This window comes from Alteromonas sp. NFXS44, assembly GCF_040148705.1.
Lineage (GTDB): Bacteria > Pseudomonadota > Gammaproteobacteria > Enterobacterales > Alteromonadaceae > Alteromonas.
The window spans coordinates 61,655-75,520 of record NZ_JAGDEA010000005.1; the positions used below are offsets into that span (position 1 = coordinate 61,655).

10 protein-coding genes are annotated in these 13,866 nt (G+C 50.4%); 3 read left to right on the forward strand and 7 right to left on the reverse strand.

Annotation, left to right across the window (positions count from 1 at the left end; genetic code table 11):
- Positions 1–26: 26 nt before the first annotated feature.
- The 7 genes from J3369_RS05465 to J3369_RS05495 all read right to left on the reverse strand — a co-directional run bounded on the left by J3369_RS05465 (position 27) and on the right by J3369_RS05495 (position 10,369).
- Complete coding sequence (locus J3369_RS05465; RefSeq protein ID WP_349584721.1) at positions 27–2,798, reverse strand: TonB-dependent receptor domain-containing protein; 2,772 nt, start codon at positions 2,796–2,798, stop codon at positions 27–29.
- 240 nt (positions 2,799–3,038) lie between these two features.
- Positions 3,039–4,568 (reverse strand): tannase/feruloyl esterase family alpha/beta hydrolase, encoded by a 1,530-nt coding sequence (locus J3369_RS05470; RefSeq protein ID WP_349584724.1) that lies wholly within the window; start codon positions 4,566–4,568, stop codon positions 3,039–3,041.
- Positions 4,490–5,398: a hydroxymethylglutaryl-CoA lyase gene (locus tag J3369_RS05475; protein ID WP_349584726.1), complete on the reverse strand. Its 909-nt coding sequence runs from the start codon at positions 5,396–5,398 to the stop codon at positions 4,490–4,492. Before J3369_RS05475 ends, J3369_RS05470 begins: the two co-directional genes overlap by 79 nt.
- A 21-nt stretch (positions 5,399–5,419) precedes the next feature.
- Complete coding sequence (locus J3369_RS05480) at positions 5,420–6,697, reverse strand: CitMHS family transporter (protein ID WP_349584729.1); 1,278 nt, start codon at positions 6,695–6,697, stop codon at positions 5,420–5,422.
- Between the two features lie 6 nt (positions 6,698–6,703).
- Positions 6,704–7,990, reverse strand: coding sequence for a serine hydrolase domain-containing protein (locus tag J3369_RS05485; protein WP_349584732.1), 1,287 nt, complete (start codon positions 7,988–7,990; stop codon positions 6,704–6,706).
- Positions 7,987–9,192 (reverse strand): CaiB/BaiF CoA transferase family protein, encoded by a 1,206-nt coding sequence (locus J3369_RS05490; protein ID WP_349584735.1) that lies wholly within the window; start codon positions 9,190–9,192, stop codon positions 7,987–7,989. The genes J3369_RS05485 and J3369_RS05490 overlap by 4 nt, the downstream gene beginning before the upstream one ends.
- A gap of 175 nt (positions 9,193–9,367) precedes the next feature.
- Positions 9,368–10,369 carry an amidohydrolase family protein gene (locus tag J3369_RS05495; protein WP_349584738.1) on the reverse strand — a complete coding sequence of 334 codons (1,002 nt, stop codon included), beginning with the start codon at positions 10,367–10,369 and terminating at the stop codon, positions 9,368–9,370.
- 173 nt (positions 10,370–10,542) lie between these two features.
- Between J3369_RS05495 and J3369_RS05500 the strand changes: the two genes are divergently transcribed.
- The 3 genes from J3369_RS05500 (at position 10,543) to J3369_RS05510 (ending at position 13,728) form a co-directional block, all read left to right on the forward strand.
- On the forward strand, positions 10,543–11,433 hold the full coding sequence (locus J3369_RS05500; protein ID WP_349584741.1) for a LysR family transcriptional regulator: 891 nt from the start codon (positions 10,543–10,545) through the stop codon (positions 11,431–11,433).
- Between the two features lie 129 nt (positions 11,434–11,562).
- Positions 11,563–11,784, forward strand: coding sequence for a YgaP family membrane protein (locus J3369_RS05505; protein ID WP_349584744.1), 222 nt, complete (start codon positions 11,563–11,565; stop codon positions 11,782–11,784).
- 18 nt (positions 11,785–11,802) lie between these two features.
- Positions 11,803–13,728: a putative bifunctional diguanylate cyclase/phosphodiesterase gene (locus J3369_RS05510; protein ID WP_349584746.1), complete on the forward strand. Its 1,926-nt coding sequence runs from the start codon at positions 11,803–11,805 to the stop codon at positions 13,726–13,728.
- The last annotated feature ends 138 nt before the right edge of the window (positions 13,729–13,866 follow it).

Below are 13,866 nucleotides of genomic sequence, written 5' to 3' on the forward strand. Positions count from 1 at the left end.
GCGCAATGCGCTTCTCCATTCACTTTTTACAGTTCAAAAGACAGTCTCACATATGCCTGACGGCCTAACGGGTCGGCGGCGGTAGACAGATACTTGGTGAAAAAGGCTGCCGGTGGTTCGCGGTCGAACAGGTTCACGGCACCCACTGCAATTTGATACTGTTCGTTGCCGCCAAAGCGGAACGCGTATTGTGCATCAATCACCGTGGATGAACTGATCTGTCCCCATGGTGTGGTGTAATTCATCGGCAGGAAGACGTCATCTTCCACACCATCAACAAAGCGCATGGTGACGTTTGCGGAGTGGGCGTTGTGTAACCAGGATACCTGCATAGTGTCGCGGTATTCCGGTGCAACAGAGCCGGGGTTGTTGTCGTTTCTGCGTCCTACCACGTCATACACGGGTTGGTCCGGGCCCACCTGCACGGTGTACTCGTTAATCCAGGTCAGCGAGTTACTGATGCTGAGAATGTGACCGTCGATGATTTCTGTACGGTAATCCAGACGCCAGTCAATGCCGTTTGTTTCGGTTTTACCCGCATTGAAATATCCCACGTTTACCGCCAGTAACCGGCCATCAGCATCCCTGATCAAATCAGGCCCGTTTGGATCCCGCTCTATCACCTGAGTTGCTGTTTCTGCCGTTACCTGATTCTCAAACTCAAAGCTCCAGTAATCTAACGATGTGGTTAATTCATCTGTTACTGTCCAGGTCATGCCGATATTAACGTTAGTTGATTCTTCCGGCTCAAGGTCGGGATTGGCAATTGTATTGATTACACGGAAAGTCCCGTTGTCATTCGGGTCCAGCGGATCAATAGTCTGGCTGACGCCGGAAGATGACTGATTACCCACTGAGTGCGCCAGAGACGGTGCTCTGAAAGCGGTACTGGCAGAGAGTCTGAAGGTGAGATCGTCGTTAGCACGCCAGTTAAGACCTAATTTCGGATCGGTGGTGGTGAAGCGCCCGTAGTCTTCATAGCGCAACGCCAGTTGCATATCTAAATCCAGTGTCCAGGGCAGGAATAACTCTGCAAAGACTGCATCGATGGTCCGTGAGCCTTGTCCCGGAGACTGCTTGCCGGTAAAGCCCCAGCGTCCGGCCTGCGTCGCCGCATCAACAGTGACTTTACGGGTTTCCTTTCTGGTTTGCCCGCCAATAGCCACACCAATCGTTCCGCCGGGCAAATCAAACCAGGAGCCGTTGGCAACAAATTCAATGATTTGATAAATCACTTCATCCGAGGAACGGCCGGGTTGCAACAGGTTGTAAAATACGCGGTCGTCATGGTTAAGCTGATCTTTACCAAATGGGCTGAACCAGACACAGTTTCCTTCACCGGCGGTTTCAGCACTACCCGGGTTGCCAAACGGATCTGTCTGGCAATCAGCACCACCATAACCATTTAAAGCATTTTGCAACATTTGCAGATCAGTGTCCGGCTCTGTATTCAGTGCGCGCTCCTGACTCCACACCCCGCTGACTTCGTACTGCCAGTCAGAGAAGCCCAGCTCACCTTTCCCCCCTAATACTAAATGGGTACCGTCCACGTCAGATTCTGCGAGACGGTAATCCGCATTAATTCCCAGCACACGGCCATTGAACTGGACATCAACGCCGAAAGGGTTATATGGGTTTTCTGCCGGGATAACAGGGGATCCCAGTGAGATGGGCATACTGGCGACACCATATCGATTACCTTCCTGCTTATAGAAGCGGCCTTCGAAGAACATCTCATGCTCATCATTTACCAGGTAATTGGCTGATGCATAGGTTAACCAGGTTTTAGACTCTGGCATGATCGGGTTCATTTGCTGGTAGCTGAACTGGCAAGTGCCGTATGGAAACGGATTGCTGCCAACATAAATGCCGCCGGTGCCTTCGGCAGTACAGTGTGGATCGGCCAGCGTCACTCTGTTGCTGCCTGTATCTGCAGAAATCTGGTCGTACAGGGCGGAATAGTTTACCGGCCCGTTTACGCCGTTATCGATGATGACATCTGAACCATCAGCGCCGACAGGGCGCTCAGTAAGAACGAAGTTCCCCGGCTGCGCTGTGCCTGAGGTATTGTTCGTGGCGGTGACAGCGCGATCTGAATTTTGTAAATTTGACTTGTACTCGTAACTGCTGGCAATCATGCCGTGAAACTTGTCGTTCCCGCCGCCCAGCTTAAATTGCAGCAAGTTAGCCGGTGCATTTTCAATCGCCGTATGTTGCCAACTGGCAGTCACTCCTTCGTAGCGGTCATCGGTAATGATATTCATGGCGCCGGCTATGGCGTCAGAGCCATAAATAGCAGAGGCACCGTCGAGTACGGTTTCAATTCTTCCCACCGCGATAGTGGGAACTAAGGCTGCAAGGTTAGTGTAACTGTTGCGTTTGGTGTCCATTTCCTGTGAAGAAACACGGTGTCCGTTAAGCAATACCAGCGTGGAAGAGGGGCCAAGACCCCGCAAATTAGCAGAACGGGTCTGACGGGATTCTGAGCCGCCGCCGGCGAGGTTATTCACGCCGCCCACACTACCTGTGTTCGCTGTGTTGTTAACAATGATATCATCCACACCGGAAAAGCCGGATTTGAGGATTTCTTCACTGCCGACAATCTGGATGGGTGATGACATGGAAGCCTGTGCATCGCGGGTCACATAACTACCGGTCACTCTGATGACTTCAACGTCTTTTTCTTCTTTGACCTGAGCAAAAACAGTTGTTGATGTTGCCGGGTTAAGCAGAGCGGCGAGAACGGCGAGTTGCAGCTTGCTTCTTAAGAGCGGATGCTTTTTTGATGTGCTGAACATGATATTTAGTCCTGAATCTGGTCGGACGGTAACCACTAATGCCGTCCTGTTTTATGTGTTTGCCAGCTCCTGGCCGGCAGTCCTTATCAGTTCTCATCACACCATGGTGATATCAATAAGTTAAATTGATTTATACTATTAATTAACAAATTTTTAATATGAATGGGTTTTAAGCTTCTGAAATATAATGATTTGGTGTTGAGTGGATAAGCTAAATTTTTTCGTTAGCCCATATAGACATTATTTAAGTATGGTTTTGGCGGGGGCTAACTGAAAAGTCTCTTTTGATTTACCGTTTACCGGTGCGTCGATGACGCCGGGTTCTGTACCGTGCTCAACCCATTGTTGCAGGGCAGGAAACGCATCAAATTCGCTGATAAACGCGCCGCCGGCGCAGTGAGACATACCCGGCACTTCGTAATATCTGGCATTAAAAGGCGCTCCGGTATTTGCCGCGGCATCACGGAAATAGCGTGCCGTATCGGCTGATGATACAACCGGGTCTGCCAGGCCATGATAAATAATGAGTTTTCCGCCTTGTTGCATGAAGGCAGACAAATCCGTTTCTGTGGCGTCTATACGCGGGGAGAGAGTGTTGCTTGCCCGCTGATAATCTGTGTGCCAGTCAAATGTCCATGGATCCCATGCCGCCTGATCAAATGCCCACAAACGCCAGAAGTCAGCTCTGGCAGGTTGCGAAGGATTTTTCGGATCGGCCATATAGGCGGCCCAGCCTGTCCCTCCGGTGTATTCACTGCCGGGTGGAAAACCGGGATAGATTTGCTCACCGGTGACAGGATCGACCGGACCCTGATAAATCTTCTGTATACGGGATAGCTTATCAGCGCTCAGGCATTGGGTATCACTGTCTTTTTGACAGTGCAAAACGGTGAGATCCGGCTTGCAGGACTCTGTTCGCAGGATCACGCCCTTCGCCGGGCCTGATTCTTCGCTGCACTGTCGGGCAACGGTTCGGGAGAGTAAAGCGAGATCCGGTTTGGTGATCACCGTTTCTCCCGTTTGTTTGTCATGAAATTGCTGAAAAAGCCACAGAAAGACGGCATTAAGGGCAACCCGGTTGTTGCCCGGCGCCCCTGCCAGCACACCATCAAAATCCTGCGGAAAATACTGAACACTGGCAAGCGCCTGGTGACCGCCGGTGGAACATCCGGAAAAATAGCTGAACTGCGGTGCATCACCATAGGCATGCTCAATAAGGGTTTTACCTGTTTTACTTAACGCATGAACCGCATACCGTCCCCAGTAATCAATCCGTTCAGGTACGTCTGAGGCAAAACTTAAATCGTCTCCGCGATGGCCGGTGTTCGTGGCCCCCACAGCAAACCCTTTATTCAGAAATGTCGTCATGGCGCTCTGGGCTATACTGTCGCTGTAGCCCCCGTTTCCAAAGGCAATAAACCGGCCATTCCATTTATCCGGCGCGGGCAGCCAGGTGTATACCTCAATGAATGAATCCGCCGACCGGCTGAGCGTTGCAGGCCGCACCTGCGTGGTCACGCGGCAATGTTGCGCTTCGGTTTCAATGCGGCTGGCAACGCCGTCTTCCGGCAAGACTTGTTTGATGGCGTTGCAAAAGCCGGTTAAATCATCTGCTGCCAGTGCATGAGAACCCAAAAGGAAAGTGACAGCGGCAATCTGGCTCAGCAGTAACCGGCTTAAGAACACCCGGCTCACTGTGCATTCTGCCTGTTCAGCATTGCCAGACCGGCGCGGGATGTACTTTGCCGTTGCAGTGCCTTGTTTATCCATAATCCGGTTTCACTGAGTTTGTGTAAATCGATGCCGTGGTTAAATCCTTCGCGGTCAAGCAGATAAACAAGATCCTCAGTGGCAACATTACCGGTAGCCCCTTTTGCGTAAGGGCAACCGCCAATGCCGCCTACAGAAGCATCAAAGGTTCTGATGCCTTCTTCCAGTGAAACATAAATGTTGGCAATGGCCTGCCCGTAAGTGTCGTGCATGTGCATGGCAATTTTGTGTGGCGGTATGCTTTGTAACAGGGCTTTCAGTAACTGCCTGATGCGCCCCGGCGTGCCGGTGCCGATGGTGTCACCTAAAGACACTTCAACACAGCCCATATCAAACAGCTTCTCTGTTACATCAATCACACTTGCGTGTGAAACGTCACCATCGTAAGGGCAGCCTGCAATGCTGGATACATAACCCCGCACCGGGATGCCTGCTTGTTGTGCCGCGCGGGTGACCTCTGCGAAACGAGTCAGGCTGGTGGCAATATCGCAATTCAAGTTTTTATGGGAAAACCCTTCTGATGCTGAAGCGAATATCGCCACTTCATCTGCACCGGCACTCATCGCCTGCTCAAAGCCTTTCAGGTTAGGTGTGAGGGCTGAGTAAATCACCCCTGCTTTCCGGGATATGCCTTCAAATACGGCAGGGGTATCCGCCATTTGCGGAACGCGGTCCGGGCGAACAAAACTGCCGGCCTCAATATGTGTTAACCCGCATCCGGCAAGCTGGTTGATGAGCATAATTTTCGTGTTCAGGGAAACCGGTAACCGCTCGCTTTGCAGGCCATCTCTGGCACCCATTTCCACTATCTTAATATCGGTTTTCGTCATGTTTTTACCCTGTAACGACTTTTATAAGGGGATCACGCCAAGCAACACGGCTACCAGCGTCATAAATAACGACACGCCGGCCAGTAAGGGCAGGGCGTAGCGCTGATGATCTGCCAGACTGATTTGCGTAAGACCAATAAGCAGGAATGTCGCCGGTGTTAACGGGCTCACCGGAAATCCGGTGGTCATTTGTCCCAGCAGTGCACCGTGTGCCACGCTGACAGCAGGCAGGCCCGATTCAGCAGCAATGCCAGCCAGTACCGGCATAATGCCGAAGTAAAAAGAGTCCGGGTCAAACAACAGGCTCAGGGGCATGGATAATACGGCGACCACAAGAGGCATGTTTCCGGTTAATGCCTCAGGTAACAAGGTACTGCCACTTGATGCCATGGCGTCCAGCATGCCAGAGTGCTTCAGTACGCCGGTAAAACATCCGGCAGCAAACAGTATGCTGACCATCATGAATACCGGTGCAGCGTGATTATCGATGGTTTTTTTCTGCGCTTCCTGGGATGGGGCATTAATCAGCAAAGCGGCAAGCGCACCGCCGGTAAATGCCACTACAGGGGGGAGCAGACTGGCGACGATAGCGCTTATAACAATGACTATAAGCGCAATGTTGATGAACCATTTCACGTCTGCCCGGCGCGTTTGCTGTGCTGAAGTGATGGACGTATCTGAAATCGCATTTTGTTTCAGCCGTTCTTTATGGCCCATCCAGTAAGCAATCAGGAGCACAAAAGCAAAGCCACTGAGATGGACCGGCAGAACGGGCGCGTACAGCTCCATAACCGGTACGTCGAGGGCGGCAGCTGCACGGATGGTAGGACCACCCCAGGGAAGCATATTGTTGACACCTGCCGACATCGCTACCAGTGCTGCCAGCTTTTTGCGCTCAATATTCAGTGCATCAAAAACCGGTAATACCGCAGGTATCACAATTAAAAACGTACTGGCGCCGGAGCCGTCCAGATGCACCAGTGCGGTAATCAGCACGACACCGGTGAACAGTTTTCTCGGGTCGCTGCCGCACACTTTCAGCACGCCGTTGATAAAGGGCGTAAACACATGGTTGTCGTTCATGATGCCGAAAAACAATATGGCAAACATGAACATGACCGCCACCGGAGCAATAGCGGTGATCCCCTGAACCAGGTAGCCGGGTACCGCCATGCCTTCGCCGGCAATCAGCGCGCCCGCCACAGGGATAGCGACAAGTGCAACCAGCGGGGAGAGCCGTTTGCTGACAATAGCCAGCAAAACGGTCACGATGGTCAGAAAGCCGGTGAGCGCTAACATAGGCTGTTAACGGGCTTCTGCGGCAGTCGCTTCAATCAGGTACTGACGAAACGGTACCTGTTTAGCAAAGGGAGGCGGCGTAATAACCTGCGTCATAAAGACCACCAGGCTTTGGGTTTCGGGGTTGACCCAGAACACCGTATTGCCGGAACCTGCCCAGCCGAAAGACCCGTCGGGCATGAAGTTTTCAGCTTCGGTGTCCGGTGATCCAATCGCAAAGCCGTATCCGAACGCCATCGGGGCGTCATTACCAAATTCTTCAATGGTAATGCGTGGCGCAAATAAGGCATCCACAGACGCTTCGGTTAACAGCCGCTTACCGTTATAAGTACCTTTATTTGCCAGCATTGTGGCAAACGCCACGTAATCAGATGCGGTGCCGGCCAGTGCGCCGCCACCATCGAGTAAGCGGTTTGCATCTTTGTAATCGGTATTTTCTGCCGTTTCTATGACCTTCAGACCATTCTCAGTCATCAGATAGTTGGTCACAAACCGGTTGAGATCGTCACCGGTAACAAAAAAGCCGGTGTTGTTCATCCCCAGTGGTGTAAACAGGTTGTTTTCAAGCCAGTTATCCAGCCGCTCGCCGGTAACCGTTTCAATAATTTTACCCAGCAGGGTAGTGGAATAGCTGTAATCAAACGTTTCGCCCGGTTGGCTCAGCAGCGGGGCCGCGGCGAGTCGTTCAGCCAGTTCCGTGAGATTGCGCGCCGGCGCACCGTCTGTTGGCAGTGTGCCAACGGGGGTATCACGCTTCACGCCATATTTGCGGTAATACTGGTGAACCGGTGTGTTGCCGGTAAAGTGATAGGTTATACCGGATTTATGGGCCAGCAGGTCATCAATGGTCATTTGCCGCTTTACCGGCTCCGTGACCATGTTCTCAAGGTCGCCGGACACATAAACCTGTGAGTCTTTGAAGGCTGGCAGATACTTGCTGACAGGGTCGGATACCTGCAATTTGCCCTGCTCCTGCAGCATCATAATGCCCACACTGGTAATGGGTTTGGACATAGAATAAAGACGAAAAAGGGTATCATCCGTCATCGACGTTTTGCTGCCAGTATCCTGATACCCGTTCACATAATGATAAACCGGCTTGCCCTGCTCAATAATTGTGGTGACTGAGCCCGGCATTGTGCCGTTTTCAACCAGCGTATCTAATTTAGCAGACAATGCCACAAACCTTTGGTCATCCTCTGCAGCAGGCGTTGCACATCCGCTCAGCGAAGCAAAAGTAAAAAGCGCAGCTGCACCCAGAATGTATGATTTTGCCTGAATGTTGAAACTCATTTTTCACTCCGTTCAGTGCTGAATATGATGTTTTTATCCTGTAACTCCAGGATAGCATCGTGGCTGTATCCTAACCCTTCAAGAATGCTCACCGTATGCTGGCCGGGTAGCGGTGGCGGTAAATCGTCTGTGACTTCCCCGTCAACATTGAAAGGTTTGCCGGGTTGCCGTAAGCGGCCTTCAGAGGGGTGCTCGTATTCATTGAAAAAGCGGATGGATGACAGATGCGGGTCATGAAGTAAGCCATCAATGTTGTTCACCGGAGCAAACGGAACGTCAATTTCAGTCAGTGCGGTGACCCATTCTTCCGTGGTCCGCGCAGGAGTGGCTTCACTGACAATTTTATACAGCGAGCCCACGTTTTCGCTCCGCTTTACCGGATCGGTCACCGTGGCGTGCACTGTCATATCCTCGCGTCCAATCAGGCGGAAGAAGCGCTGCCAGTGACGGGTGCTGTAGGGCAAAATACTGATGTAACCGTCTGCCGTGGGAAAAGGTTTACGGTAGGGCGAATTCAGCCGTTCATAGCCGGTGCCGCCCAGAGGCGGTACAAAGGTTTCGCCGGCCAGTTGCTCTGTCATCAGAAATGACACCATGCCTTCAAACATAGGGGCTTCAACGCAGGTGCCCTCGTTATGTTTCAGGCGATGAACCACGCCTGCCAGCACCGACATGGCCAGATGCATACCGCCCACTTTGTCGCAAATAATCGTGGGAATAAAACGGGGCTGACCGTCAGATGTGCGGTTCAGATAGGCAATGCCGCTTTCCGCCTGAATAATGTCATCGTAAGCGGGTTTGTGGGCATACGCGCCGCTCTGACCGTAGCCGGGCGCAAAGCAGTACACAATCTTATCGTTGATTTTCTTTACCGCAGGGTAGTCGATACCGAGACGCTCTGCGGTGGCCGTACGCATGTTGTGAACTACCACATCGGCTTCTGCGATCAGCTTTTGAAGTATTTCCTGTCCGCCCTCACTTTTTAAATCAAGGGCAATGGCTTTTTTATTGCGGTTACAGTTAATGAAGCCCGCGCCCATTTCCGCTGAACGGCCGGGTCTGACGGTTCTGAATAAGTCCCCGGTGATGTTCTCTACCTTGATAACGTCTGCACCAAAATCACCAAGGAATTGCGTTGCATAGGGCCCTAAAACGATGGTCGTCAAATCAAGGACCTTGATCCCGTTGAGCAACGAAAACATAGATTCTCCTCAGATAAGCCGGCAGGATTGAAAGGGTAACGTGCCGGCTACTTTATTTTTACAAGTTGTTCATACTATGCGGAATGGTTATCTATCAGGCAAATCAATTAATTCTATAATTCAATATTGAAAATTTATTAATTGGCCGGGGCCTTGTCAGCCCCGCTGCCGGAATTTATTGAAAGTCTTTAGCGTCGAGATTGAAGAAGCGCACTGCGTTATTAAACAGAATATCGCGCTTTTGCTGCTCAGTGAGGTAGTCAGCATCCTTGATGACATTGATAGAAGTTTCCATCAGGCCCGGCCAGATCAACAAGTCGGTTCCGTACAAAATCCGTCGGCCAAACCCGGCTGTCACCAGACGTTCTATGTAGCGGTTTACTTCGGCCAGTGGGTAACTCCAGATCATGCCGGCAATGTCCACATATACATAGGCATGAGCGCCCATCAGTGCAATCATGGCGTCATCCATAGGATAACCGGCGTGCATCACCCATATTTTTAATTTCGGGTGACGGGCAAGCATGTCTTCCAGTTCGAAGGGGTTGCCCAGTGATGCGCGGTAATCCGGTGAGGTGAGGTTCGCCATGCCGTTGCCGCCGGTGCCCATGTGAATAGCAACGGGGATTTTTAACTCTTCAGCAATGGCAAAGTAGGGATCCAGTGACATATCAGAAGGCGACATACCGCGGTACTGGGGCGCTACTTCACCAACAACCTTGTAAAATCCACTCTCAAGCGCCGTTCTGAATTCATCCGGTGACATATCATCAGTGAGACTTAATGCCATACCCAGTGACGGGACCACTCTGTCCGGTGCAGCCTCGTGCATGGCCCGCAATACATCATCATCGCCACTGGCGACCATGGTAACGTTCAGCCTTTGTGCTTCACTGATGGCTTTTGCAATGTAGTCGTCAGTGGACGCAGCTGACGCCAGCGGTTGCTCACAGTTTGTGTTCATAAATGAAGGCGGTGCTTGATGAGGATCGCCGCCCGGCATATCGGTAAGGAACCAGGGACACATGGGGCCGGCTTTGCCGTTTACCTGCATGGCATGCACGTGCACGTCGATAACAGGCAGAGGCTTATCCGCTGAGGTGGCAGGCGTCAGTGCGGTGGCCATCCACAGACCCGTTGTTAAACACAGTGCTTTGTAGGGAAGAGGTAACGGCATGGCATGATCCTTTTTGATGTTGTTTGATCCGGAGCTGAAGTTCAGAAATCAAATTAACCTTTTTTAGATTAAAAGTTTACATTTTATTCATACTATGATTTTCTATAATCCATAACTCCAATAAATAAATTGTATAAATCTATAGTTTATTCTGATTAATCGGGCGTGCTCACGTGGTCAACATCAAACATCTCAAAGCCTTTATTGCTCTTGCCACAGAACTTCATTTTACCCGGGCTGCAGAACGTGTTTGCCTCACCCAGCCAGCATTAAGTTCGCTGATCCAGCAGTTAGAACAGGATTTCGGGATCCAGCTTGTAAGAAGACATACCCGTCAGGTTGAACTGACGCCTGCCGGAGAAGAATTTCGCGACACGGCAGAAAAGCTGGTGGCTGACTTTGAGCAGGCCATTTACGACGTCAAGACTTACAAGTCCATAAAGCGGGGCAGGCTGGATATAGCGGTGCTGCCCTCAGTTTGCAGCTCTTTGCTGCCACGGGTGCTGAAACGGTTTAACAGCGATTATCCGGATATCCGGTTAAACATTCAGGACTGCGCCGGACAGGAGATCATCAATGCGCTGAATGAAAAGCGGATTGATTTCGGCATTTGTTATGCCCAGTCTGACAAAGAAGTGGAAGCACTGACCCTAATAAAAGATGCCATGGTGGTGGTGTGTTCTGATACACACCCTCTGGCAAAAGAGAAATCAGTCAAATGGGCACAACTGGCAAATCTGTCGGTCATTGCCATGAACAAAGGTACGACGATCCGTACCCTCATCGACAGCACTGCACTGGCGCAGGATATGAAACTGGATATTATTCTTGAACCCATGCAGATGACATCTGCTTTTGCCTACGCAGAAGCCGGACTGGGCGTGGCAGTATTACCCAGTTCAGGAGTTCCGGCACGCATGTCCCCGGGATTGCGGGCGATCGAGCTTACTCACCCCGTGGTAGAAAGAAATATTTCATTGCTCCGCCGTAGGGGGGTTGCCTTGTCTCCCGCCGGTAATATTTTAAAGCAGTATCTGATGGAGGCGGTTAACAGGGCAGAATAGTAACCTGACATGGCAAAATTTCATAAATGTGACCAGAATTAAGATACTTAACGTCTGCTTTATATACCGATAAGAATTTTTGAAAGAGTTATATTACAGTGACTTCGATAACAACAATGAGATCACGACATGAATATTACCCAAAACCTGAATACTCTGGACAGAAGTCTGCGGGGAGTGATTGGTGTGTTATTTACCGCCTTCGCTCTGTTCAACGGTAACATCATCGAAGAACCTGTCATCGAAGTCCTTATTGGTATATTCGGTTTTCTTAATCTTATTTCCCTGTTCACCGGATGGTGTCCTGTTTATCACGTAGCGGGGATCAGTACCCGTAACAGCGATCAGTAACTGGCGGTTGCGTTATAGATGGTACAACTCTCTGAGTTAACCAGAGACAAATCTTTCAGAACCAGACTTATCCTGGCGTGTCTTGGTGTGTCGCTGTTTGTATCTGTCATTTACGTCGTAGTGTCTTACCGGCTCACCGCAGAACTGGGCGTGGAAACCGGTTTGCAGGCGATGGAAAAAGAAGCCAACATCATTTTAAGTGAACTGGTTTCCAACAATGACGGACTCGCTGCCAGTGCAGCCTCTGTGGCGACTATGATCTACGGAGGAAACGAGGAAGAAGCAGGTATTTTTGCCCGTGTCAGCCGCGACGAAGGTATTTGGGTTTATGTTCGTGGATTGAAAGCCGGTCAGGCGGATGATTTTCGTCAGTACCTTGCAGATCACACTGATCTCGCCAGAGGCATGCTGGAGTTCGGTGATGAAAAATTTCTGTACATCCATGCTGAACGAAACGGTTATAAACTCGACCTCATCCAGACTACTACTTCTCTGGACCTCACCATGGCCATGGTGGCTAAGCGACTCTCTATTGTGTCTGTTATCGTATTATGGATCGCCATCTGGCTCGCGCTGACGTTATCGTCTTTTATTGCTAAACGGGTGCAACAAAAGAATGATGCACTGGCGAAAATTGCAACCCACGATGGCCTGACAGGCTTTCCAAACCGCCGTTTTCTGGATGACTTACTGGAAACCTGTATCGATAACGCTTCCTCTTCGACAGACAGTAAGGATGAACCGGTCGCGGGGCAGGGTTGTTTATTCGTCATCGACCTGGATAAATTTAAAGAGGTAAATGACTCTTTTGGTCATGCTGCCGGTGACAAGTTGCTCGTTGAAATTGCCCTCAGATTGCATGGTACATTAAGCAGCAATCAGGTACTGGTAAGGGTTGGCGGTGACGAATTTATAATCTGGGCCCCCGGCCTTAATATTGATGAAGCTAAAGGGCTGGCAAAGTCTCTGGTGGAGCAAAGCGATGTGCCGGTGATGATTAATAATCTGGCGATTAATACCGGTGCCAGTATCGGGATTGCCCATTATCCTACTCACGCTGATTCCGGTGAAAGCTTAATCATTAACGCTGATACAGCGATGTACAAAGCTAAGCAACTGCGCTGTGGCTGGATGCTCTTTGACGAAAGCAATGCGGTTGATTATAAAAAGCAGCTCAGATTACGCGCTGAACTGACCGGTGCGCTGGAGCGGGAAGAGATCAAGCTTTATTATCAGCCAAAGGTCTCTCTGAATGACGGACATATTATCGGGGTAGAGGCGCTGGCACGCTGGCATCATCCCATTGACGGGATACTGCCGCCGGGAGCATTTATCGATTTGATTGAGCATAGCGGCCGGGTACAGGAGTTTGGCCGTTATATTATCTGTCAAAGTATTAAGCAACTGGCGGCGTGGCGCTCACAGCAGATTGAACTTCCTCTGGCATTGAATTTGTCTCCCTATAACTTGCTGGACCCCGGTCTTGTGGACTTCATTGCAGGCACATTGGAACAGTTTGATGTGCCTGCCAGTTTGCTGGAAATTGAGCTCACAGAAAGCGAAACCAGCATGAATATCGAAAGTATTCAAAGTCGTCTGGATGCCCTCAAAGTATTGGGCGTCACGCTGACCATCGATGACTTTGGTACAGGGATGAGCTCTCTGGCTTATATCGCCAACCTCAATGTGAATATTATTAAAATTGACCGCGCGTTTATTTGCGACATGCTGACGAACGATAAACATCTCGCAATTGTTTCTACAGCACTTGCCTTATCTAAATCCTTTGGCTGTAAAATGGTTGCAGAGGGAATTGAAGAGAAAGCGCAGGCAGAAAAACTGCTGGCAATGGGGTGTGACTATGGTCAGGGCTACCTGTTCTCCAAACCCGTAGAAAGTAATGCGATAACCGCACTGTACCTGAAAGGCGGATCTCTGCTTTAACCTGTAATCTCTACACTGTTGCGGGAGGATATTTCTTCCCGGCTACCTCCTTACAACCTGCTTTTTCATTCTAAGTTATTGATTTAAATGGGCGGCACTGGCTTTGCATCACCTAACTCCGAATGATTATTCATTGTT

Coding starts and splice junctions, on each gene's coding strand:
- J3369_RS05465 (WP_349584721.1), bottom strand. CDS start 2,798: ATGTTCAGCACATCAAAAAAGCATCCGCTCTTAAGAAGCAAGCTGCAA.
- J3369_RS05470 (WP_349584724.1), bottom strand. CDS start 4,568: ATGGATAAACAAGGCACTGCAACGGCAAAGTACATCCCGCGCCGGTCT.
- J3369_RS05475 (WP_349584726.1), bottom strand. CDS start 5,398: ATGACGAAAACCGATATTAAGATAGTGGAAATGGGTGCCAGAGATGGC.
- J3369_RS05480 (WP_349584729.1), bottom strand. CDS start 6,697: ATGTTAGCGCTCACCGGCTTTCTGACCATCGTGACCGTTTTGCTGGCT.
- J3369_RS05485 (WP_349584732.1), bottom strand. CDS start 7,990: ATGAGTTTCAACATTCAGGCAAAATCATACATTCTGGGTGCAGCTGCG.
- J3369_RS05490 (WP_349584735.1), bottom strand. CDS start 9,192: ATGTTTTCGTTGCTCAACGGGATCAAGGTCCTTGATTTGACGACCATC.
- J3369_RS05495 (WP_349584738.1), bottom strand. CDS start 10,369: ATGCCGTTACCTCTTCCCTACAAAGCACTGTGTTTAACAACGGGTCTG.
- J3369_RS05505 (WP_349584744.1), top strand. CDS start 11,563: ATGAATATTACCCAAAACCTGAATACTCTGGACAGAAGTCTGCGGGGA.
- J3369_RS05510 (WP_349584746.1), top strand. CDS start 11,803: ATGGTACAACTCTCTGAGTTAACCAGAGACAAATCTTTCAGAACCAGA.